Below are 21198 nucleotides of genomic sequence, written 5' to 3' on the forward strand. Positions count from 1 at the left end.
CGCCTCCGTTCGATCATTCCTGGCCCGAGCCTACGGCCTGACCGATGAGTTCTGCCCGCGTGCGCGGTCCATCCTTGGACGGGAACATTGGTGTCGGCGTCAGGAGGCGGACCATGCCGAGCAGGGAACCGCGTACGGAACTGGATGCCCGGTACAGCAGTACGGGAGCGACGGCGACCCCGTGGGCGGACGCCGTGCGGCAGCTGAAGTCGGCCGAGCTCTTCTGGATCTCGTCCGTGCGTCCCGACGGGCGCCCGCACGTCACGCCGCTGCCCGCGGTCTGGCTGGACGGCGCGCTGCACTTCTGCACGGGCCCCCAGGAGCGCAAGGCACGGAACGTGGCGGCGAACCCCGAGGTCGTGCTGACCACGGGCGTCAACCACTGGGACAAGGGCCACGACCTGGTCGTCGAGGGCGCCGCGGTCCGGATCACCGACGAGGCCAGGCTGCGGCGCCTGGCGGCGGCGTGGGAGGAGAAGTACGGCAGCTTCTGGCACTACGAGGTGCGGGACGGCTGCTTCCACCACGGGGCGGGCCACGCGTACGTTTTCGAGGTGGCCCCTCGCACCGCCTTCGGCTTCGGCAAGGGCGAGCCGTTCAGCCAGACGCGCTGGCGCTTCGCGTGACGCGCCCTCGCTCGACGGAACTCGGCGTACAACTCGACGGGCAAGGAGACACACCTGATGGACTGGACTCTTGAAGTGGTGACGGTCCCTGTCGCCGACATGGACCGCGCGAAGGACTTCTACGAGAACCGGCTCGGCTTCAAGGCGGACCTGGACACCCCGATCGCGCCGGGCGTGCGCGTCATGCAGTTCACCCCGCCCGGCTCGCGCTGTTCGTTCGCCATGATGTCCGGGATGCCGCCCGCTCCCGGCACCTCGGAGATGGCGCCGGGTTCGCTGCACGGGCTACAGCTGTGCGTGACCGACATCGTGGCCGCGCGGGCCGAACTCGCGGAGCGCGGCGTGGACGTCTCGCCCGTGCTGCACCTGGGTCCCGACGGCTGGGCCGAGGGGACGGGCGGCACCTGGAACGGCTTCTGTTTCTTCACCGACCCGGACGGCAACGGCTGGACGGTGCAGGAGGCTCCGAGTCCGCTTTCGGAGCGCTGAGACGGGGTGTGGCGGAGCGCTGACAGGGGCCCCTCGCCCTGGTGTACTTCGGCCCATGGACTACACACTCGAGGTGATCCCGCTCCCCGTCAGTGACGTCGACCGGGCCAAGGAGTTCTACCGCGACAAGCTCGGCTTCCACGTCGACATCGACCAGGAGGTCATGCCGGGCATGCGCATCGTCCAGCTGACCCCGCCGGGTTCCGGCTGTTCCATCGCCCTCGCCGACACCCTCTGGGACACGATGGACGGCCCGACCCCGGCCCCCGGCTCCTACCAGGGCCTCCAGCTGTGCGTGGCCGACGCGAAGGCGGCGCACGCGGAGCTGACCGCGCGCGGCCTGGAGATCTCGGAGCCGGTGGCGCACGCGCCGCAGGACGGCGGCACGTTCATGTACTTCAAGGACCCGGACGGCAACGGCTGGGCGATCCAGGAGTACCGGGTCCGGGCTTCGAAGCCTCTGCGCGAGGCAATCGCGGGCGCCCCGTAGGGGGCGCGGGGCCGTATCGATGTGCGGCTCCGCCGCGGGGCGCGCTCGGCGCACGAAAAGCCGCAGACGCGTCTGCCGTGATCTCGGCAGATGCGACTGCGGCTCCTTTGTGGTTGCTCGCGCAGTTCCCCGCGCCCCTGGCGGGAGCTTTACAGCACCGGCAGGTTCTTCCTCAGCTCGAAGGCCGTGACCTCGCTGCGGTACTCCTCCCACTCCTGCTTCTTGTTGCGCAGGAACTGGCGTGCCCTCACCACGACTTCGGGTGATGCAAGTGGGCGCCCCGCCGACCAGGGATTTAAGAGTCGTCGTTGGTCGTTGTCGGCCACTGTGGGCCCCCTCCGACGGCCCACAGACGGCCCGGCGGTTACCTCTCTGCCCCGTGGGCCTCCTAGAGGCGGGCAGGGACCACCAGTGAGTCTCCGGGCCACCGGTACGTGATGTATGCCGTGGTTGGCGCGCCCTGGTCACAGAGTGGGCAAACGTGTCGCTCAGCCCCAGTTGCGCGCGCCACCATCAGTTCTGTGTCCTTCTACAAGCGCCGTCCAAGACAGCTGGGCAGTCACACCCCGAATCTGTGGCCGGTGTGGCTCGTCGCCCCACTCGCCCTAGTGCTCGTCGCAACGTTCGCTTACGGCCTCTATCAGGGCGCCGACGCACTCCTCACCAGTGCGAATACTGGTAAGAGGCCGGTCAGCGTTCAGGATGTCATCAAGACGACCGTCACGGTCCTCACCTTGACTGGGGCCGTCCTGGCCGGCCTGTACGCCTACCGCAAGCAGCTCCTCGACGAAGGAGCCTCCCATCGCGCGGACGCGACCCAGCTCGCAGAGCGGTACACCGCAGCGGCCGAACAACTGGGCCACGACCAGCCCGCAGTACGCCTCGCCGGGGTCTACGCCATGGCGCGCTTAGCCGATGACTGGCCCGAACAGCGCCAGGTATGCATTGACGTGCTGTGCGCCTACCTACGGATGCCCTACGCGCCCGACCACGCCGAAGAGGGCTTCAGAAAAGGCGAACGGGAAGTCCGCCTTACAATTATTCGAATTATTAGTGCTCACCTTCAGGATCCCACCAAAGCCGCCACCTGGTGCGGATACGATTTAAACTTCACCGGAGCCGTCTTCGACGGTGGCGACTTCACCGGCTCCTTTTTCTCCGGCGGCACAGTCTCCTTCGCCCAAGCGACGTTCTCCGGCGGGACGGTCTTCTTCACCGGGTCGAAGTTCGTGGGCGGCACCACCTCCTTCACCGACTCGAATTTCGCTGGCGGCACCCTCGCCTTCCTCAACTCAACATTTTCCGGCGGCTCGGTCTACTTCACCAGGTCAACACTCTCCGACGGCACGATATCCTTTGCGAACGCGAGGTTCTCCGGCGCCAAGGTAGTATTGTCCTACACAAGATTTACTGGTGGCTCGGTATTTTTCGTTGAGTCGAAGTTTTCCGGCGGCAAGGTATTCTTCACCGGCTCGCCATTCTCCGGCAGCAGAGTCTCCTTCGCCAATGCGACGTTCTCCGGCGGGACGGTCTTCTTCACCGACTCAACGTTCTCCCGCGGCGCCATCGCCTTCACCAACGCCACGCTGTCCGGGGGCGATGTTCAGTTCCCAAATGTGCGTGTGCATGCCGCGGCTGTAACCGACTGGGGCCCCTTTCCGGCAATACCTGTAAGCTAGCCCTAACCTGCGACGCAATGGTGGCCATCTTTCCCTAATCGCACGCGATGCCACCAGTCAAGAAGACGTTGTTCTCCTGCCTGGCGGTCCACGTTGCCAACTCGGTGCTTACGTTCCACACCTCATGTATTCCTAGAGAGATGTCCGTGTAGCAGGTCTTACCGCCCACCATCTTGCGCGGTTCACCGGTAGTGGGTGAGGTAATCGTGATAGTCCACACAGGAGCAGAAGGTATCCTCGTGTCTACGTAGACACTCGGCCGCCGGCCAGACAAGTAGACGGCGAGCACAATGGCCTCTGCGATGGGTCCAACCTTTTGTGACAGTTGGGTAATGGGTTTGCGACCCCCACTCTTTGGGGCTACGTGGCCTTCTGCTTTAATCATCGCCGCCAGCCATGCATCACGCTGCTCCGTCGACATCGCGAGCACTTGCTCTACACAGAATTCCTTGGGATTTCCAGCTCGCTCCGTCAAATCACGCGAACATGCGGCAGTCAAGCGCCATTCACGATCACGACGGAGTTCGGCTGCAACCCGCCGCTCCCGCGTCCGGGCAATCCGGCTGTTGTCACCAATGGCCCGTACTATGTCAGGCCAGTTGACTTCCTTGGTTTGACGGCGAGAGCATCAAGGCCCTGAGCACGTACCTGGGGACACGGACCCAGGCTTCACACTCCGGGTCTACACGCACCTGATGCCGAGCAGCGAGAGCCGCACCCGAAACGCTGTCGACAGCACGTACGAGACTGCGGGCACACATTCGGGTCACCGCCTATCCCTCTAGCATTTTCCACACCTCATCAAGGCGGCTCGCTCCACTCCCCCGCGCGCGGCCCGACTCCCCGGGCCGCCTCCCATGTCCCTGCCCCGCTCCGGCCAGGTCCACCAGGCCGCGCGGCAAGAGCCGGCGGCCAACAGCCCTCAGAGAAGGGGCACCTCGTGGCTGGGGCGGTCGGCTTCACGGCTCTAGGCAGCCACTTGGGGCGAGCCTCGAAGATCATTGCCCAAAGCCGCTCCAGCCCAAAGCCAATCCACTGACCTCGTGGGGTGTTCGTGCATCGAGGGCGATTCAGGGAATCTACTCGTCGAGGAACGTGCGCTATGCCACTCTGGCTCAATGACCTCGAATGAAGCACCGATCGCTACCCCAGCCGATCCTCCACTAGGCGCAGCCAATGAGGCCCTCCTTCTACATTCGGGTGAACTCGTAGTAATTCAGGGCAGCCAGCGAATCCTTGTCGAGGGGGTAATTAGGTGGGAATGGCTACCAACGCCACAGATCACCTACGAGTTCTCAACCGACAGCCCGGAAATTAACGCGTGGGACATCACTGAAGAATTCACCGTTGACATTCCTGGCGAGGTCACGTCCAGCCTTGAAAGTCCGACCGGGAGTGAAATTTCGAACCCTCTCTTTCGTGCCAGTGGACGAATGGAGAACAGCACCTACGGCACCGGTGAAGATGTTCGTAGAGTAACTTTCCATGTGCCGAACATGCCCGAAGTAAACGGTCACTGGCTGAGTGCTCCAGGAGGTGGGAGCTGGAACGGTCGGCTCGCATTTCGCGCCGGGGATTGGGTGATCACCTTGGATTCTCGTCCTGATCGGCGCGCAATCCGTGACCAACTTCGCAATCGCGGGGGGTACGCCACAACCCACACTGGCGAGCTAACGCGTCATGACAATTCCGCTATGTCGCAGGAAGAGATTTCTAGCGCGTTTCACCTGTTGCGGTGCGTATTGAGTCTCTCCTTCGGTCGCCAAATTGCTCCTTGCTTGGGGCTGGGCTTCAACTTTGACGGCGAAGTAGCTTGGCGAGATTGGAGGGTGTTCAGCATCAAGCCCTGGACTGGCTCGCACCAGCTGATCGACGAGACTCGCTACTCGGATCTCGCTGACATCTTCTCACTCGTGGGCGACCTTTGGAGTGACGATTTCAGCCGTGAGCTGCTGTCCAACGCAGTCAATTACTACCTGGAAGCTAACGACCCAATGCCGGTCAACATCGCAGTATCAGCTGGCCAAGCTGCACTAGAGCTTCTGGCATACGAGAAGCTGGTCGAGGAGAGCGGGTCCCTCACCTCTAAGCAGTACAAGACTGCGCCCGCACACGAGAACATCTCGGCATTTCTGAGCACTTTCAGCATCAATGACAAAATCCCTGCGAAACTTTCTATGCTAAAATCGGCCGCATTGGGCGCCAACCCCCAATGCCTCACAGGGCCGGAAATTCTGACCCGAATGCGCAATGGCGTAATTCACCCATCCCGACATAAGCAAAAGTTTAGCACCAGTGCATGGATTGAGGCATGGGAATTGACTTGCCGATATGTCTGCCTGGCCATTCTTGGCAGAATCGGATTCAATGGCTCATATAGGGATCCGGTGGAGCCGAACAAGTACGCTGGTGTTGTGTCCACTGTCCCATGGGCCAAGGACAAGTCTGGCAGCAATTGAGATTCCGGTGTCACATCTATGGCTGGATTAAGCGGCTGTGGGAAACGAGCTCACCAGCGGTTCTGCCCAATTGCACCTGAGCCGACAAACCAGATCGTACTTCTAGAGCGGCGCTCACGTATAGGCACGCAACTCGACTCGGCTTTGACCGACCTTCTAGCTTGTTCCCCTTCTCACCCAGAGCGAATTGACACGATCCCTCTGTCGCGTGTAGATCCAGGTGGGCACGGGTGGCGCTCCTGAGGTGGCAATACAATAGTCACCGTAAGCAGACAAAACGGTGCCGATGCGAGATGAGGAAAGTTCTTCGTCGGTGAAAGCTGCGAGCGAATCAAGGCGCCGGTCAAGAACCTCACTCTTTGATTCGGCTGATCGCCAAGCCATGACTTCAGTGAGCTGCGTGAAAGCCGCTCCAGATGCCAGAGCAACTACGATGAGGCGCGCCAGAATAATATTGTTCTCGTCAGAGGTTATTGGAATAGCGATAAGAATCACCACGCCAGTAGCTATCGAAAATACCCAAAGGGTGCGTCCATAGTACTCGGCAGTCGATTTATACAGCTGCTTGCCCCAGAATGCGTTCTCTTGGAGATGATCACAGAGCCGCTTCATGCCAAGAGAGGCACCACTAGCGAAGTAATCAGATGGGACAGGGGCGGGGATTGATTCTCCGGAAGATGGAGTTACGCGACCAAACCAATTACTAAGGTCGACCCTCTCTTCCACCGTGCCAAGAGCATCAAGCAGGAGTCCGCGAATCCTGCCCTCCTCTCCGGCGGAGTGGCATTTCGCCGCCCTATTTCGAGTGATCCAAGATGAAACCTGAACACCCAATGCAATGAGGGCTGGGATATAGGTTAGTGGACTCGTAATAAAGACCGAAGTAACACTAAGGATAAAGGTTGCCACTTGCAGCCACCTACTCGCCCTGTAGCCTCTAGCCGCCTTCTCAAGCTGCGCATTGGCCAGTGCGATGATTTCATGTGATGACACTTGAGAACTGGTCACCTAGCAACCTCCCCCAGTGAACGAGAGCCCCCCGCGTGTCCCCTTGCTGTTCACACTTCAGGGCCTTATTGGCGGTGTCTCGTGCTTCTGAAATTGAATTAGAGTGACCTTCTTGACGCCCCTCGGGCGAGTGCTCGGCAATTTCCAAGAACTCTACGATCGCGCGTGTGATCGGTGGCATTCGGTAAGCGAAAGTAGCGCTCGCGATGTTTTCGATCTCGTAAGATGCGAGGGGTTGGCCATGCTGTTTGCTCCACCATTTAATTATTTTGATCATGTGAATGAAGTTACTTCCAAGTAGTGCACTTCTCTGGTTGATTTGAACATTCTGCTGCTCGGGCGCGTACGTGTCCCACCGCAATCGGTCGGCGGACGGAATCCTGTAGATTGTTTGGCCCTTGATGGTGACCGTATCGAGAAGCGCTGGGATTACGTCAACGTCAGGGCCTTGGGTGAATCTGATGCGAACCGTGTTCTCGGAAATTCGCGCTTCCCGATACCTAGGCCTTAGGGTGTTTAGCAGTCGTACGGCGATTGAACAAGGAGTGGCTGGAATAGACGAGGATGAGGCTAGCGTGGCTACGATGTCTACGTCGGAGAATCCTTGGATCGCTGTCAATCGAGCTATAGATCCAGTAATTCTAAATTCTTCAATTGCAGCATTCTGCGACAGGAACTGGCAGATTTCCTTGGCGCGCCCCAGCGCATTGTCAAGCTCATGTTGGCTCAAGCTAATGCGACGAGCGAAGAGTTCGAAACTGCTCTCCAGTGTGGCGTTCATATATTCGATGCGCTCGGATCCTCAAGTGGAGGGGGACGTCAGGCAAACCCACTTCATCCTGCCCTAGCAGGCCTTCGCACGGTGGTTGGTCGGAGGAACTCTTCACTCCGGGCTCCTGGCTCCTGGGCCGTGCGAGGCTGACCAAAGCTGGCAGACGACGCCTGAAAGTGCCTGCTCCCACCCACTCTGGGCTGGGCTGGTGCAGTTGATCAGTGACTCGTGAAGCGTTACGGCCGCCCCCTGAGAGCTGAGTTGGCGGACGTCGATCCCGCACACCGGAAGCCGTACCCGGTGAGTGTCAAACTGCGTGAAAACGGCGACGGACAGTCGCGACCAATCGTGGACGTCAGCGGACCTTCAGCGCAGGCAACAGGCGCCCCAGACCAAGGACAACCGGCACACCAAGTTGCTTCGGGACGATGAAGTCCTTGCTCCGACGAGCCCCACCAGACGGAGGACATCGGCCGCCATGACCAGATTGCCCCCTTGCGGCGACTTGGTGCGCCTGCCACACAGTTGATAGGTGAACCTGACAGGGGGGGGAGCACGTCGTATGACTGTGTCAGGTAGGGACTGGACCGAGCCGTCAACTTGGGCCGTTCAGAGGTTCGGACAACGGGCTGGCGCTCTCGCTGCCTCCGTTCCGCTGCAACTGGCCAAAGCGCACGCGAAGGCACACGCGACGCACCTCACAGCCGGGCTGAAGAAGCGAAGCCCCTACGGGGTCACTCTCGCCCAGGCAGTCCGCGAGAACCTCGCGGACATAGCTCGGGAGATGGGCGAGGCCGTGCGCGACGTACGGGGATACGAGTACGCGGTGGTCAACGAGTGCGCCCTCTTCCCCTATCGGTACGCAGACCGGCCGAAGCCGCTTGAGCGTGCTCGGTTGCCCGCCAATGTCTCCCCCACACGCCGGCGTCTGTTCTGGGCCCACGGACCAGAATCGCCGGAGGGGTTATTCGAGCTCGATGACGACCTGACGACCGAGGAATACGTCGGGCTTCGCGAAGCGTTCGAGGAGCTCGGAGCTGCGACAAAGCTCGTCTGCGTGTTCTTCACGGCTGACGTGGAGAGCGGGATCCACGTCATCCACTGGGGAGAAGCCCACCTCGAACCCGACCGCTCTTTCACATGGCCGCACAGCGAACAGCTCCCGGTTGCGCCCGTGCCGCTTGAGTGACCGTCGGGGGGCGGCCCCGAGGGCTGGGTCCAGCGTCAGACGGCCCACAGACGGCCCAGCCGCCAGCAGACAGCCGAGGGGGCCCACAGCCGACGGCTGTGGGCCCCCTCGGGGAAGTGAACGAAAAGCTCTCTGACCTGTGCCTACAGCACCGGCAGGTTCTTCCGCAGCTCGAAGGCCGTGACCTCGCTGCGGTACTCCTCCCACTCCTGCTTCTTGTTCCGGAGGAAGAAGTCGTAGACATGCTCGCCGAGCGTCTCGGCGACCAGTTCGCTGCGTTCCATCAGCGCGATCGCCTCGCCCAGGTTCTGCGGCAGCGGCTCGATCCCCATCGCGCGGCGCTCGGCGTCGCTCAGGGCCCATACGTCGTCGTCGGCGCCCGGCGGCAGCTCGTAGCCCTCCTCGATGCCCTTGAGGCCCGCGGCAAGGAGCACCGCGTACGTCAGGTAGGGGTTCGCGCCCGAGTCGATCGAGCGGACCTCGACCCGCGCCGAGCCCGTCTTGCCGGGCTTGTACATCGGGACGCGGATCAGCGCGGAGCGGTTGTTGTGGCCCCAGCAGATGTACGAGGGTGCCTCGCCCCCCGCGCCCGCCGTGCGCTCCGAGCCGCCCCAGATGCGCTTGTAGGAGTTCACCCACTGGTTGGTGACCGCGGAGATCTCGGCGGCGTGCTTCAGGAGGCCGGCGATGAAGGAGCGGCCCACCTTGGAGAGCTGGTACTCGGAGCCGGACTCGTAGAAGGCGTTGCGGTCGCCCTCGAAGAGGGAGAGGTGCGTGTGCATGCCCGAGCCGGGGTGCTCGGAGAACGGCTTCGGCATGAAGGTCGCGTTCACGCCCTGCTCCAGCGCCACCTGCTTCATCACCAGACGGAACGTCATGATGTTGTCCGCCGTGGAGAGCGCGTCCGCGTAACGGAGGTCGATCTCCTGCTGGCCCGGCGCACCCTCGTGGTGGCTGAACTCGACCGAGATGCCCATGGATTCGAGCATCGTGATCGCCTGGCGGCGGAAGTCCATCCCGACGTTCTGCGGGGTGTGGTCGAAGTAGCCGGAGTTGTCGGCGGGGGTGGGCCGCGAGCCGTCCAGCGGCTTGTCCTTCAGGAGGAAGAACTCGATCTCGGGGTGGGTGTAGAAGGTGAACCCGAGGTCGGAGGTCTTCGCCAGGGCCCGCTTCAGCACGTAGCGCGGGTCCGCGAAGGACGGGGAGCCGTCCGGCATGAGGATGTCGCAGAACATGCGGGCGGTGCCGGGGGCCTCCGCGCGCCAGGGCAGGACCTGGAAGGTCGAGGGGTCCGGCTTGGCGATCATGTCCGACTCGTACACCCGGGCGAATCCCTCGATCGCCGAGCCGTCGAAGCCGATGCCTTCGTCGAAGGCCTGCTCCAGCTCGGCGGGGGCCACCGCGACCGATTTCAGGAAGCCGAGGACGTCCGTGAACCACAGGCGTACGAACCGGATGTCGCGCTCCTCCAGTGTCCGGAGCACGAATTCCTGCTGCTTGTCCATCTTCCGCTTCCACCCATCCTTGCTGGTCAGGCCACCTGCGTCCGCGCCGCGTCCGTACTGTGTCCACGTCTGGGGACACATCGGGGCACATGAGCATCCCACCACACGGTTTCGAGCACGTTGCGGGCCATGTGCCGCCCTGTGCCCATAGTGCCTGCTGATCGGCGCGGCCGTAACAGCGGGCGGCTCAGACTGCCCCTACAGACCGCCGGGCTCGCCCATTACGATCAGCGAACCGCTCCACCTGTTCCGTCACGTGCGTCCCGCCCTTTCCGTCGTTTCCGCCGAAGGACACATCATGGGTTCCGCCAAGAACACGAGCAACGCATCCCGCAAGGCCCGGATAGAGGAGATGCGCAGGGCCGAGCGCGCACGCGACCGCCGTGGCCGCGTCATCACGATCACCCTGAGCGCGGTGGTGGTCGCCGCGCTGGCCGTGGGCGGTGTCGTCCTCTTCCAGAAGGCCGACGACTCCGACAAGGTCGCCGCCGACGGGAAGTCCGCGCCGAAGTTCAAGGTGACCGCGGACGGCGAGAAGGTCTGGGACGCGAAGAAGCTGGGCCGCACGCACGTCACCAAGGACGTCAGCTACTCGATGACCCCGCCGGTGGGCGGTGATCACGACCAGGTGTGGATGAACTGCAACGGCGACGTCTACAAGGACGAGCTCCCGGAGCGCAACGCCGTGCACTCGCTGGAGCACGGCGCCGTCTGGGTGACGTACAACGACAAGGCGAAGGCCGCGGACCTGAAGAAGCTCGAGACGAAGGTCAAGCAGACGCCGTACTCCCTGATGAGCCCGGTCAAGGACCAGAAGGACCCGATCATGCTGTCGGCCTGGGGCCACCAGCGCACGGTGACCGGCGCGGACGACCCGAAGGTCGGCTCCTTCTTCTCGACGTACGTACAGGGCAAGCAGACCCCTGAGCCGGGCGCCGCCTGCACGGGGGGCAAGGGCCAGTGAGGCGGCGTACGTGCTGGGCGGTCGGGGCCGTCGCGGCGGTGGCCGCGGGCGGGATCACGGCCGCGGTCGCCTCGTCGGACGGCTCGTCCGGCACGTCCGCCCCCGCCACGGAGTCGGCCGACGCGGGCTTCGCCCGGGACATGGCGACGCACCACCAGCAGGCCGTGGAGATGTCGTACATCGTGCGCGACCGCACGAAGGACGAGGAGATCAGGCGCCTCGCGTACGACATCGCCCAGACACAGGCGAACCAGCGGGGCATGCTGCTCGGCTGGCTGGACCTGTGGGAGCTGCCGAAGGTGCCTCAGGGCGCTCCGATGGAGTGGATGGGGATGGGCGACGTGCCGCCGGGCAAGGACGGCGCCCTGATGCCGGGGATGGCGACGAACACCGAGCTCACGAAGCTCGGGAAGCTGGACGGGCGGGCCGCCGAGGTGCGCTATCTCCAGCTGATGATCAAGCACCACAAGGGCGGGATCCACATGGCCGACGGGTGTGTGGACCGGTGCGAGGTGAACGTGGAACGCCGCCTCGCGCAGGGCATGGTGGACTCTCAGGAGTCGGAGATCGAGCTGATGACCGACCTGTTGAAGGCGCGGGGCGCGAAGCCGTGATCTGGCCCGATCGCCGGACGGGCCGGATGTCCGGCCCGTCCGGCGCCTGAGGACGAACGCGGCGACGCCGGGAGGACGGCGGCCAAGGCTCCCGCCCGGCCACCCGGCCACCCGGCCGCCCGCTCACGCCATCCGCTCAGGCCATCCGCGGCAACTCCTCCCGCCGGAGCCGCCCCCGCAGCGGCGCCCCCGCCAGGAACCGCTCCACCTCCCCCACCGCGTACTCCCCGAGCCTGCGCACCTCGCTGCCCTGCGCCCCCGCGACATGCGGGGTGACCAGTACGTTCGGCAGCTCCAGGAGGGGGTGGCCCGCCGGCAGCGGCTCGGGGTCCGTCACGTCCAGGAAGGCGTCCAGGCGGCCCGCCCCGCACTCCCGGGCCAACGCGTCCGTGTCGATCAGTGAGCCGCGTGCCGTGTTGATGACGGTGCCCCCGTCCGGGATCAGCTTCAGCATCTGCTCGCTCACCAGGCCCAGCGTCTCGGGGAGTTGGGGCGCGTGGATGCTGACGATCGAGCTGCGCCCGCACAGCTCCGAGAGGTCGACCAGCTCCACGCCGAGCCCGGCCGCCTCCTCCCTCGTGACGTACGGATCGGTGAGCAGCACCCGCCAGCCCACGTCGGAGGCGCGCAGCGCCGCGATCACCCCCCGCCCGATGCGGGACGCCCCGATGACGCCGATGGTGCGGGCGTCCGCGCCCGTCCGTTCGGTGAAGGGCGGCCATCCCGCGGTGTAGCCCGCCGCGGCCGACAGGGCGCCCTTCGCCGCGAAGGTGATCGCGGCGAGCGTGTAGGCCACGACGGGTCCCGCGTTCGCGTCGGCCGCCGACGAGACCACCACGCCCCGGTCCCACAGCGCGTCCGTCACCACGGGTTTCACCGATCCGGCGGCATGCACCAGGGCCCGCAGCCGAGGGGCGCAGGCGAGGACCTCCGCCGTGACCGGTGGGCAGTTCCAGCCGGTGACCAGGATCTCCGTGTCGGCGAGCACCGCCCGCGCCTCGTCCCCGGTGAGGGGACCGGCGAGCAGGGCGGGTGCCAACTCCACGCTGCGGGCGAGCCGTTCGCGGATGTCGGGGGCGAACACCCGGTCCGCCACGTCCGCGCTCATGGCGAGCGCGGTGATCGGTGGACCCTTCAACTCTGCCTGGTCTGCCACGCGTGACCATCCCTCGTAGTAACCGGTTACCCAACAGCGCCTGGAGGCTAGGCCGAAGTCGGGACAGCGGTCAAGAGATCGCGGGGTCAAGGGGGTTGACCGGGGTTAGTAACCGCTTTAGATTCCGGTCACCTTGTTCCGACAACGGAGGGGCTGCCGTGTCAGCGGTGACGAAGGAACGGACGGAAACCGAGGCGGTGAAGCCGCCCGGCAAGCGCAGTAACAGGCCAAATGGCAACAAACTAAAGCGTGATGAGCGATGGAAACGGTTTCGCTCCTCGCGAGTCCTGCTGCTGCTCATGGTGCCGGGGGTCGCGTACTTCCTGGTGTTCCACTACGGCGCGTTCATCGGGAACGCCGTCGCCTTCAAGGAGTACGTCCCCTTCGACGGCCTCTGGGCGAGCCCCTGGGTCGGCTTCGAGAACTTCGACCGGATGTTCGGCGACCCGGACTTCTGGCACGCGACCTGGAACACGCTCTTCCTCGCGGTGCTCCAGCTGGTCTTCTTCTTCCCGGTCCCGCTCGGTCTCGCCCTGCTCCTGCACAGCCTGACCTCGGACCTGACCCGGCGTTTCGTGCAGTCGGTGGTCTACCTGCCGCACTTCCTGTCGTGGGTCATCGTCGTCGCCCTGTTCCAGCAGGTGCTCGCCGACACCGGGCTTCTCAACTCCGTGCTCGGCCAGGCGGGTCTGCACTCCGTCGACATCATCGGCAACCCGGACGCCTACCCGGCGCTCGTCGTCGCGCAGGTCGTCTGGAAGGACGCGGGCTGGGGCACGATCATCTTCCTCGCCGCGCTGATGCAGGTGGACGAGCAGCAGTACGAGGCCGCCGCCATCGACGGGGCGGGCCCCTTCCGCCGCTTCTGGCACGTGACGCTGCCGTCCATCCGGCCGGTCGTCATCCTGCTGCTGATCATGCGGCTCGGCGACATCCTCTCCGTCGGTTTCGAACAGATGCTGCTGCAGCGGCAGTCGGTCGGCCCCGAGGCCGGTGAGGTGCTCGACACCTTCGTCTTCTGGCAGGGCATCGTCGGCGGCGACACCGGATACGCCGCGGCGGCGGGCCTGTTCAAGGGCGTGGTCGGCGCGATTCTCGTCTTCGCGGCCAACAAGGTCGCCCATCGCCTCGGCGAGCAGGGGGTCTACAAGTGAGCACGAGCACGAAAACCGCCGCGATACGCGCCGGGCGTCCGGCGCGACCACAGCGCCCCGTGCGCCCCGTCCGCCCCGTCCGCCCCTCCTGGATGGAAAAGCCGAAGCCGGTCACCCAGGTGGCCAAGGCCCTGGCGATCGTCACCATCCTGGTCATGGTCTTCGTGCCGTTCCTGGTCATCGTCTCGACGTCGTTCGCCTCCAACCGCGAGGTCATCGCCAACGGCGGCTGGGTCCTGTGGCCGACGCACCCGACCCTGCGCGCCTACGAGCAGGTCTTCGAGGGCGGCATCGTCACCAAGGCGCTCGGGGTCAGCGCCGGCATCACGATCATCGGCACCCTCGCCTCGCTCGCGTGCACCACGTTCCTGGCGTACGCGCTGAGCCGCCCCAAGGTGTACGGCGGGAAGCCGATCCTCCTGATCGTCCTGTTCACGTTCCTCTTCCCGCCCGGCATGATTCCCGCGTTCCTGCTGGTCAAGGGGATGGGCATGCTGGAGAGCTACAGCGCCCTGATCGTCCCCGTCCTCATCAACGTCTTCAACCTGGTCGTCCTGCGCGGCTTCTTCCAGGGCGTTCCCGAGGAGCTGTACGAGGCGGCGCGGCTCGACGGCGCGAACGACTGGCAGATCCTGTGGCGGGTCGTGCTCCCGCTCTCCAAGGCGGCCCTCGCGGTCGTCGGCCTCTTCTACGCGGTGAGCTACTGGAACGCCTGGTTCCATGCCTCGATCTATCTGGAGTCCGACCACTGGCCGCTCCAGCAGGTGCTGCGCACGTACGTCATGGGCGGCTCGCAGATCGCGGACACCGGCCTGAGCGACGCGTCGAACGTCTCGGCCCCGCAGACGATGCAGATGGCCGTCCTGGTGATCGCCACCGTGCCGATCCTGATCGTCTACCCCTTCCTCCAGAAGTACTTCACCAAGGGCGTGCTCACGGGCGCCATCAAGAGCTGAGCCCCCGCTCAAGCGCCGAGCCACCACTCATGAGCCGAGCCACCACTCATGAGCTGAGCCACCCCCTCATGAGCTGAACCACCACTTCCCAGCACGACTACTCGGTACGTCCGAAAGGTTGACACTGTGTCCGGTTCCTCGATGTCGCGCCGTACGCTGCTGCGCTCCATAGCCGTCGGCGGGGCCGCGGTCGCGGCCCCCTCCCTGCTCACCGCCTGCTCCACCGGCTCGGGCGGCGGCGGTTCGGTCAGCAACGCCAACAAGAAGGCGGCGCCCTGGCCGACGTACACGCCCGCCAAGGGCCCGAAGCCCGACCTCGCGCCCACCGCCGAGGGCGTCCAGCCCGGGTTCACCAAGTACCCGCAGCGGCTGGTCGCCGCGACGGCCGAGAAGCCGGGCACCGGCAAGCAGAAGATCAAGGTCATGACCATCACCTACGGCACCCCGCCGAAGCCGGTCGGATCGAACAAGTACTGGCAGGCGATGAACGAGGCCCTCGGTGTCGAGGTCGAGTTCTCCGTGGTCCCGGACGCGGACTTCCGCTCCAAGATGTCCACCCTGATGTCCGGCGACGACCTGCCCGACATGATCAACTTCGGTGGCGGGTACGTGCTTCCGCGCGAGTCGCAGTTCGTGAAGTCGCGCTGCGCGGACCTCTCGGAGCACCTCTCCGGCGACGCGGTGAACGACTACCCGAACCTCGCCAACATCCCTACGTACGCGTGGGAGGGCATGGGCCGCGTCTCCGGACGCATCTACGGGCTGCCGATCGAGCGCGCCAAGGTGCAGGGCGCGATGTTCATCAACCGCGAGGCCTTCGACAAGGCGGGCTACAAGCCGGGCATGGCGGCGGCCGACTTCCAGACGATGGCCAGGGAGGCCTCGCGGAACAAGAAGTACGCGCTCGGCGCCTCGTCGGTCGGCTTCTTCGGCTACCTCTACCACGCGATGTGGCACGGCGCGCCGAACCAGTGGCAGATCAAGAACGGCAAGGTCACCGACATGTACGGGACCGACGAGTTCAAGGCCGCCCTCGAGTACATGTCCAAGATGCGCAAGGCGGGCTCGTACAACTCCGATGCCACCTCGATCTCCCAGGTCGACCTCAAGACCCAGTTCTACAACGGCACGGTCCGCTCGATGACGGACGGCTGGGGCGCGGCGATCTCCAACGCGCAGGGCATCAAGGACGAGTTCACGCTGGACGCCGCCGTGCCGTACGTGGTGGACGGCGTGACGCCCGTCTACCAGCAGAACCGCGGCTGTTTCGGCTACACCGTCATCAAGAAGGCCTCCAAGGACCGCGTCAAGCTGATGCTGCGGGTCCTGGACTGGCTGGCGTCCCCGTTCGGCTCCAAGGAGTACGAGCTGATGCACTCGGGCGTCGAGGGCACACACTTCGAGTACGACAAGAACGGCGACCCGATCCCCACCTCGCTCGGCCTGGTGGAGAACAGGACGAACCTCCCCTTCGCCTACCTCATGGACGCGCCGCAGCCGCTCTACTTCCCCGGCTTCGCCGATCTCACCAAGCGGCTGCACACCTGGGAGAAGGCGGTGGTGCCGCAGCTGGTCCGCGACGACCACTGGGGTCTGATGTCGGACACGTACAACCGGCAGGGCGCTTCCATGCAGCAGGTCATCGAGGACGGTGTCACGGCGATCGTCTCGGGCCGCAAGAAGCTGTCCGACTGGGACGCGGTCCACAAGAAGTGGCAGGCGCAGGGCGGCGCCAAGGCGCAGGCGGAGTTCGCAAAGGAGTACGAGGCCGCGCACTGATCCGGGGCGGGCGCGGGATGATGGTCCGGGGCGGCTGCCGTGGGGGCAACGCCGCCCCGGACTCGGTCACTTGACCCGGCTACTGCAACTGGCACGTGACCCGGATACTGCTACTGGGCTTGACCCGGACACTGCTTTTGGGCTTGACCCGGATACTGCTCCTGGGCCCGGATACTGCTACATGAGGAGACACAGTGGGTGAGCGGGTCACCATCCGCGATGTGGCGGCGCGGGCCGGCGTCTCGGTCGCGACCGTCTCGCGGGTCCTCGCGGGCAACTACCCGACGTCGACGGCGTCGCGCGCGAAGGTGCTGCGGGCCGTCAAGGACCTCGACTACGTCGCCAACGCGCACGCGCGCGCGTTGGCGGGCGCGGGCCGCAAGACGATCGCGGTGCTCATGTTCGAGCTGGTGAGCTCCTTCTACGCGCATGTCGCGCAGGGCGTGGAGATGGAGGCAGCCCAACGGGGCAGGCTCACGTTGGTCGCTTCGACGAACAGCGATCCGGCCCGCGAGCTGGCCCTGGTGCAGATGATGCGCGAGCAGGCCGCCGAGGCGGTGATCCTGGTGGGCGGCGTCATCGAGGACGACGAGTACCGCGAGCGGATGGCGCGGTACGCGGAGGCGCTCGCGGCGGCGGGCTCCCGGCTGATCCTGTGCGGGCGTCCGGCGCCGGCGCCGGACGTTCCCGCGCTGGTCGTCGAGTACGACAACGAGGCGGGCGCGTACGCGATCACGAGCCACCTGCTCGGCGCGGGCCACCGCAAGATAGCCCTGATCGGCTACCAGCCCGGCCACACCACCGGCGAGGACCGTGTCGCCGGATACCTGCGTGCGCTGGCCGACCACGGGGTGCCGCGCGAGGAGGCGATCCTGCACGGCATCGGGTTCGGACAGAACCACGGGTACGAGGCGATCATGGACCTCCTCAAGAAGGCGGACGGACGGCCGGACTTCACGGCGGTGTTCGCGGGCGACGACAGGGTGGCGGCGGCCACGATGATCGCCCTGCGGGAGTACGGGCTGCGGGTCCCGGAGGACATCTCCGTGGTCGGCTACAACGACGACCCCGTGGCGGCGGACATCACCCCCGGCCTGACGACGGTACACATCCCCGCGGAGGAAATGGGCCGCACGGCGGTCCGCCTCGCTCTGGCGGGGGCGCCTCGGGCGGGCCAGGAGAGGCATCTGCTGGGGACGCACATCGTGATCCGGGAGAGTGTGCGGGGGCTTCGCGGCAGCGGGGGCGCCACTTCATAGTGGCCCTGCGGTATCCCTCCCGGCCCGCGAGGCCGGGGGCGCCGCTGCCGGGTGACCCGGCGGTATCCCCTGCTCCCCTGCTCCTGCCGCTGCTGGGTGAGGTGACCCGGCGGTATCCCCTGAACCGCCGCTCCGCGGCGGGTGTCCCCCACCCACCCACCCACCCACCCACCCACCCGATCACCCTGCGGCGGGTTCCGGGGGAGCAGATGTTGCCGCTTGGCCGTCCGATTGCGCGTGGCGGGGCCCGGGACTGGTTCTGCCGTCTGCCCACACACCGCCGGGCAATCGGGTGGGTGGGCGGGAAGAATCCGCCGCGCAGCGGCAGCCCAGACAGGAGCCGCACGAACAGCACACGCAGCAGCGGCAGAGGGTGCCCGCCCGCCGCCGGGCAATCGGGTGGGTGGGTGGGGAAGATCCGCCGCGCAGCGGCGGGCCAGGCGGGAGCCGCACGAACAGCGCACGCGGCAGCGGCGGAGGGTGGTGCCCGCACACCGCCGGGTGATCGGGTGGGTGGGTGGGGAAGATCCGCCGCGCAGCGGCAGCCCAGACAGGAGCCGCACGAACAGCGCACGCGGCAGCGGCGGAGGGTGGTGCCCGCACGCCGCCGGGTGATCGGGTGGGTGGGTGGGGAAGATCCGCCGCGCAGCGGCGGGCCAGGTGGGAGCCGCACGAACAGCCCGGGTCAGGGGATACCGCCGGAGGCCAGTACCGCCTCCGCCACGGCCCCCGGGGCGTCCCGCATCAGCAGATGCCCCGCAGGTTCCGCGACGCGGAAGGTCGCGTCCAGGGAGGCGGCGAGAGCTCGCTGCCGGGTGAGCCATCTCCTCGCGCCCCCCTCGTACGCGGCGAGCACCGTCACCGGCAGCCGCTCCCGAAGGGGGAAATCCCGCCGGAGAGCGGCGAGTTCCAGCGCGGCGTCGCCGTACGTCGCGTACTCCAGCAGCGAACCCCGCAGCACCCTGCTCGCCCCGTAGACCCGCCGCACCGCCTCCGCCGACGCCACGTCACCCCGCACCGCCACCCTCCGCACCGCCGGCCCCAGCGCCCACGGAACCCCCGCCCCGCTCAGCACCGCCCCCACCACCTGCGCCGCCCCCACCCGCGCCCCGCGCGGCACCCGCGCCCTCGGCCGTTCCTCGACGCTGGAGTCGAGCAGGACCAGGCCCGACGTGCGCGCCGGGAAGAGGCGGGCGAACGCCTCGCAGTGGAAGCCCGCGAGCGAGTGCCCGACCACGGTCGCCGGTCCGGGAAGGGCCAGCGCGTCCAGGATTCGTACGATCCGCTCGGCCTCGCCCACCAACGTGGGCGGCACGCGCGCGTGCCCGCTCAGTCCCGACCCCGGCCGGTCGAAGCGGACGACCGTCCGCCACGGGGCGAGGCGCTCCACCACCGCGTCCCAGTCGAACCACGCGAGCCCGAGCCCCGCGCTCAGCACGCACACCGGTCCGCTTCCGGCCACCTCCACGTGGTGCGGCACTCCCTCGATCCGTACGAAACTCATCCGCGCCGCACCACCGCACGCGCCAGCAGCCCCAGCCAGACCGCGATCAGCAGCACCTGGAGCCGCTGTCCCACCCCGAGACCCCACGTACCGTGCCCCGCGTCGAAGGCGGCGACGGCCGCCAGGGTCCAGGTGGTGGCGGCCAGTTCGAGGAGGACGAGGAGGAGACCGAAGGGGCCCGCGAGGGAGGGCAGGACCCCGTACCTGCGCGCCGCGAGCGTCAGCGCCACCATCCCCACCAGCGCCCCCGTCACCGCGACACCGCTGCTCACCACGTGCGCCGCGTGCGTGGCGGGCAAGAGCCCCGCCCGCTCCCCGGCCACGCACACCGCGTCGGCGGTCGGCGCGCAGCTCAGCGGCAGCCGGGAGTCGACCGCGGTGGCCGCCCCGAACAGCGCGAGCCCCGCCCACCCGACGACCGTGTCCCACCGACGCGGCAGCAGCCGGCGCGGCAGCCACCGGAGCGCGGCCGCCGCGCCCGCGAGGACCAGCAGCCCGGCGGTCAGGTCGGCCGTGCGGAACAGCGTGCCGAACGGCTGGTCCCGGGCGGCGAGTTCACTGACGTACGAGCTCACCGGCGAGAGCCCCGTCCCGAGGAAGGCTTCGACGATCCACGTGCTGTAGGCGACCGCGCCGAGCGCCAGCAGGAGCGATACGACGCCTGCCGCGCGAGCGGGGCCAGGGCGACGGCGGGGCCCCTCGGGCGTGGTCGGCACGGCGGGGCGGACGGCGCTAGTGATGGCCACCGCCCCCGACTCCGCCCCCGCCTTCGCCTCCGACTCCAGCCCCGTGGCGAGTCCGCGGTCCTCGCCGCCTGCCGTCGCTCCCAGCGGGGCCGTTTCGCACCCTATTGCCCACATTCATCATGGGCTCATAATCAGTCGGGTACCGGGGGCCCGCATGTCGTCGAATACCCGCCGGGGGTAAGGTGCCGACCATGGCGACCACGAGGAGATCGGCGAACGGCAGGCAGCTCCTGCTGCTCGCGGCGCTGCTCTTCGGCATCGTGACGATGCATACGCTCGGTCACCCGACGGGCCACGCGTCGCCGAGTCACTCGACGGATCATTCGACGAGCCAGTCCACGAGCCAGTCGACGCGTCACGCAAGCGGGTCCGAACAAGCCGCCGGTCAGCACGAGATGAGCGACGGCGGCCACGCCGACGCCCCCGCGCGGCCACCCCTCGTGGCCACGTCCGCGTCCGCGTCCACGCCCGCCGGCATGGACGGCACGGACCCGCTGTCCGTGTGCCTGGCCGTCCTCGCCTCGCTCACCCTCGTACTGCTGCTCAAGGCAGGAATGCTGCGGCCCGGCGGCTTCGCCGTCCCCGCGCGTCCGCTCGCCCGGCTGCTCGACGGGCTGCGGCCCAATCCGCCGCCGCCCCGCATACTCCTCTCCCGCCTCTCGGTGCTGCGCATTTAGGCCGACGCACCGGCTGCTTCGCGCTGCCCGCGCCCGGGCGGAACCCCGGCCATCCCCAGCGATCTCCGGTGGGGATCTCCGGCGACCCCAGGTGGGAACCTCCGGGCCTCGAGCGGTGTATCAGAAGCAGCAGATGCGCCCATCTGCACGCACCACTACGACGAGGTGTACA

The 21198-nt window shown here is 66.5% G+C and carries 19 protein-coding genes and 1 pseudogene; 13 read left to right on the plus strand and 7 right to left on the minus strand.

Going from position 1 to position 21198, the window contains the following annotated elements:
* The first annotated feature begins 113 nt into the window (after positions 1 to 113).
* Genes ACIGXX_RS11350 through ACIGXX_RS11360 form a run of 3 tightly spaced genes read left to right on the plus strand, consistent with a single transcriptional unit; the run spans position 114 to position 1605 of the window.
* Complete coding sequence (locus ACIGXX_RS11350; protein WP_351159664.1) at positions 114 to 626, plus strand: pyridoxamine 5'-phosphate oxidase family protein; 513 nt, start codon at positions 114 to 116, stop codon at positions 624 to 626.
* A 57-nt stretch (positions 627 to 683) separates the two neighbouring features.
* A complete protein-coding gene (locus tag ACIGXX_RS11355; RefSeq protein ID WP_351159667.1) occupies positions 684 to 1115 on the plus strand; it encodes a VOC family protein in 432 nt (143 codons plus the stop codon).
* A 55-nt stretch (positions 1116 to 1170) separates the two neighbouring features.
* Positions 1171 to 1605 (plus strand): VOC family protein, encoded by a 435-nt coding sequence (locus ACIGXX_RS11360; RefSeq protein ID WP_351159670.1) that lies wholly within the window; start codon positions 1171 to 1173, stop codon positions 1603 to 1605.
* A 149-nt stretch (positions 1606 to 1754) separates the two neighbouring features.
* Here ACIGXX_RS11360 and ACIGXX_RS11365 read toward each other — a convergent pair.
* A pseudogene (locus ACIGXX_RS11365) lies at positions 1755 to 1841 on the minus strand (glutamine synthetase); the annotation flags it as partial.
* A gap of 285 nt (positions 1842 to 2126) precedes the next feature.
* Between ACIGXX_RS11365 and ACIGXX_RS11370 the strand changes: the two are divergent.
* Together ACIGXX_RS11370 and ACIGXX_RS11375 are read left to right on the plus strand one after the other, a co-directional pair.
* Positions 2127 to 3284, plus strand: a complete 1158-nt coding sequence (locus ACIGXX_RS11370; RefSeq protein WP_351159676.1) for a hypothetical protein — start codon at positions 2127 to 2129, stop codon at positions 3282 to 3284.
* Between the two features lie 1118 nt (positions 3285 to 4402).
* A complete protein-coding gene (locus ACIGXX_RS11375) occupies positions 4403 to 5743 on the plus strand; it encodes a hypothetical protein (protein ID WP_351159679.1) in 1341 nt (446 codons plus the stop codon).
* 156 nt (positions 5744 to 5899) lie between these two features.
* On the opposite strand, the gene ACIGXX_RS11380 is transcribed toward ACIGXX_RS11375, so the two are convergent.
* Positions 5900 to 6751 (minus strand): hypothetical protein, encoded by an 852-nt coding sequence (locus ACIGXX_RS11380; protein ID WP_351159682.1) that lies wholly within the window; start codon positions 6749 to 6751, stop codon positions 5900 to 5902.
* Positions 6723 to 7532 (minus strand): hypothetical protein, encoded by an 810-nt coding sequence (locus ACIGXX_RS11385; RefSeq protein ID WP_351159685.1) that lies wholly within the window; start codon positions 7530 to 7532, stop codon positions 6723 to 6725. Before ACIGXX_RS11385 ends, ACIGXX_RS11380 begins: the two co-directional genes overlap by 29 nt.
* Before the next feature lie 553 nt (positions 7533 to 8085).
* Here ACIGXX_RS11385 and ACIGXX_RS11390 point away from each other — a divergent pair.
* Positions 8086 to 8712: a hypothetical protein gene (locus ACIGXX_RS11390; RefSeq protein WP_351159687.1), complete on the plus strand. Its 627-nt coding sequence runs from the start codon at positions 8086 to 8088 to the stop codon at positions 8710 to 8712.
* A gap of 143 nt (positions 8713 to 8855) precedes the next feature.
* On the opposite strand, the gene ACIGXX_RS11395 is transcribed toward ACIGXX_RS11390, so the two are convergent.
* Positions 8856 to 10217, minus strand: coding sequence for a glutamine synthetase family protein (locus ACIGXX_RS11395; RefSeq protein WP_160504710.1), 1362 nt, complete (start codon positions 10215 to 10217; stop codon positions 8856 to 8858).
* A gap of 298 nt (positions 10218 to 10515) precedes the next feature.
* Here ACIGXX_RS11395 and ACIGXX_RS11400 point away from each other — a divergent pair, with 298 nt between their 5' ends.
* Both ACIGXX_RS11400 and ACIGXX_RS11405 read left to right on the plus strand, forming a co-directional pair.
* Entirely contained in the window at positions 10516 to 11181 is a 666-nt protein-coding gene (locus ACIGXX_RS11400; protein WP_351159689.1) for a DUF3105 domain-containing protein, read from the plus strand.
* Positions 11178 to 11795 carry a DUF305 domain-containing protein gene (locus tag ACIGXX_RS11405; protein WP_399974813.1) on the plus strand — a complete coding sequence of 206 codons (618 nt, stop codon included), beginning with the start codon at positions 11178 to 11180 and terminating at the stop codon, positions 11793 to 11795. The genes ACIGXX_RS11400 and ACIGXX_RS11405 overlap by 4 nt, the downstream gene beginning before the upstream one ends.
* Positions 11796 to 11931: 136 nt before the next feature.
* Here the strand turns inward: ACIGXX_RS11405 and ACIGXX_RS11410 are convergent, their stop codons facing one another.
* Positions 11932 to 12903, minus strand: coding sequence for a hydroxyacid dehydrogenase (locus tag ACIGXX_RS11410; protein ID WP_351160651.1), 972 nt, complete (start codon positions 12901 to 12903; stop codon positions 11932 to 11934).
* A 347-nt stretch (positions 12904 to 13250) separates the two neighbouring features.
* Here ACIGXX_RS11410 and ACIGXX_RS11415 point away from each other — a divergent pair, with 347 nt between their 5' ends.
* The 4 genes from ACIGXX_RS11415 to ACIGXX_RS11430 all read left to right on the plus strand — a co-directional run bounded on the left by ACIGXX_RS11415 (position 13251) and on the right by ACIGXX_RS11430 (position 18099).
* Entirely contained in the window at positions 13251 to 14105 is an 855-nt protein-coding gene (locus ACIGXX_RS11415) for an ABC transporter permease subunit (protein WP_351159693.1), read from the plus strand.
* Positions 14106 to 14197: 92 nt separating this feature from the next.
* On the plus strand, positions 14198 to 15061 hold the full coding sequence (locus tag ACIGXX_RS11420) for a carbohydrate ABC transporter permease (RefSeq protein ID WP_351160653.1): 864 nt from the start codon (positions 14198 to 14200) through the stop codon (positions 15059 to 15061).
* A 141-nt stretch (positions 15062 to 15202) separates the two neighbouring features.
* Positions 15203 to 16840 carry an extracellular solute-binding protein gene (locus ACIGXX_RS11425; RefSeq protein WP_351159696.1) on the plus strand — a complete coding sequence of 546 codons (1638 nt, stop codon included), beginning with the start codon at positions 15203 to 15205 and terminating at the stop codon, positions 16838 to 16840.
* 194 nt (positions 16841 to 17034) lie between these two features.
* On the plus strand, positions 17035 to 18099 hold the full coding sequence (locus ACIGXX_RS11430; protein WP_351159699.1) for a LacI family DNA-binding transcriptional regulator: 1065 nt from the start codon (positions 17035 to 17037) through the stop codon (positions 18097 to 18099).
* Positions 18100 to 18784: 685 nt separating this feature from the next.
* Here the strand turns inward: ACIGXX_RS11430 and ACIGXX_RS11435 are convergent.
* Complete coding sequence (locus tag ACIGXX_RS11435; RefSeq protein WP_399974818.1) at positions 18785 to 19603, minus strand: alpha/beta fold hydrolase; 819 nt, start codon at positions 19601 to 19603, stop codon at positions 18785 to 18787.
* The gene (locus ACIGXX_RS11440) at positions 19600 to 20250 is read right to left on the minus strand and encodes a DUF998 domain-containing protein (protein ID WP_361462964.1); all 651 of its coding nucleotides are present in this window, start codon (positions 20248 to 20250) and stop codon (positions 19600 to 19602) included. The genes ACIGXX_RS11435 and ACIGXX_RS11440 overlap by 4 nt, the downstream gene beginning before the upstream one ends.
* A gap of 290 nt (positions 20251 to 20540) precedes the next feature.
* Here ACIGXX_RS11440 and ACIGXX_RS11445 point away from each other — a divergent pair, with 290 nt between their 5' ends.
* Positions 20541 to 21026, plus strand: coding sequence for a hypothetical protein (locus ACIGXX_RS11445; RefSeq protein WP_399974821.1), 486 nt, complete (start codon positions 20541 to 20543; stop codon positions 21024 to 21026).
* The last annotated feature ends 172 nt before the right edge of the window (positions 21027 to 21198 follow it).

The organism is Streptomyces sp. NPDC055243 (assembly GCF_044544025.1).
Lineage (GTDB): Bacteria > Actinomycetota > Actinomycetes > Streptomycetales > Streptomycetaceae > Streptomyces.

What these genes read in the sequence shown, in the direction of transcription:
- ACIGXX_RS11350 (WP_351159664.1), top strand. Translation starts at nt 114, where the DNA reads ATGCCGAGCAGGGAACCGCGTACGGAACTGGATGCCCGGTACAGCAGT.
- ACIGXX_RS11355 (WP_351159667.1), top strand. Translation starts at nt 684, where the DNA reads ATGGACTGGACTCTTGAAGTGGTGACGGTCCCTGTCGCCGACATGGAC.
- ACIGXX_RS11360 (WP_351159670.1), top strand. Translation starts at nt 1,171, where the DNA reads ATGGACTACACACTCGAGGTGATCCCGCTCCCCGTCAGTGACGTCGAC.
- ACIGXX_RS11375 (WP_351159679.1), top strand. Translation starts at nt 4,403, where the DNA reads ATGACCTCGAATGAAGCACCGATCGCTACCCCAGCCGATCCTCCACTA.
- ACIGXX_RS11385 (WP_351159685.1), bottom strand. Translation starts at nt 7,532, where the DNA reads ATGAACGCCACACTGGAGAGCAGTTTCGAACTCTTCGCTCGTCGCATT.
- ACIGXX_RS11390 (WP_351159687.1), top strand. Translation starts at nt 8,086, where the DNA reads ATGACTGTGTCAGGTAGGGACTGGACCGAGCCGTCAACTTGGGCCGTT.
- ACIGXX_RS11395 (WP_160504710.1), bottom strand. Translation starts at nt 10,217, where the DNA reads ATGGACAAGCAGCAGGAATTCGTGCTCCGGACACTGGAGGAGCGCGAC.
- ACIGXX_RS11400 (WP_351159689.1), top strand. Translation starts at nt 10,516, where the DNA reads ATGGGTTCCGCCAAGAACACGAGCAACGCATCCCGCAAGGCCCGGATA.
- ACIGXX_RS11410 (WP_351160651.1), bottom strand. Translation starts at nt 12,903, where the DNA reads ATGAGCGCGGACGTGGCGGACCGGGTGTTCGCCCCCGACATCCGCGAA.
- ACIGXX_RS11415 (WP_351159693.1), top strand. Translation starts at nt 13,251, where the DNA reads ATGGTGCCGGGGGTCGCGTACTTCCTGGTGTTCCACTACGGCGCGTTC.
- ACIGXX_RS11420 (WP_351160653.1), top strand. Translation starts at nt 14,198, where the DNA reads ATGGAAAAGCCGAAGCCGGTCACCCAGGTGGCCAAGGCCCTGGCGATC.
- ACIGXX_RS11425 (WP_351159696.1), top strand. Translation starts at nt 15,203, where the DNA reads ATGTCGCGCCGTACGCTGCTGCGCTCCATAGCCGTCGGCGGGGCCGCG.
- ACIGXX_RS11435 (WP_399974818.1), bottom strand. Translation starts at nt 19,603, where the DNA reads ATGAGTTTCGTACGGATCGAGGGAGTGCCGCACCACGTGGAGGTGGCC.
- ACIGXX_RS11445 (WP_399974821.1), top strand. Translation starts at nt 20,541, where the DNA reads ATGGCGACCACGAGGAGATCGGCGAACGGCAGGCAGCTCCTGCTGCTC.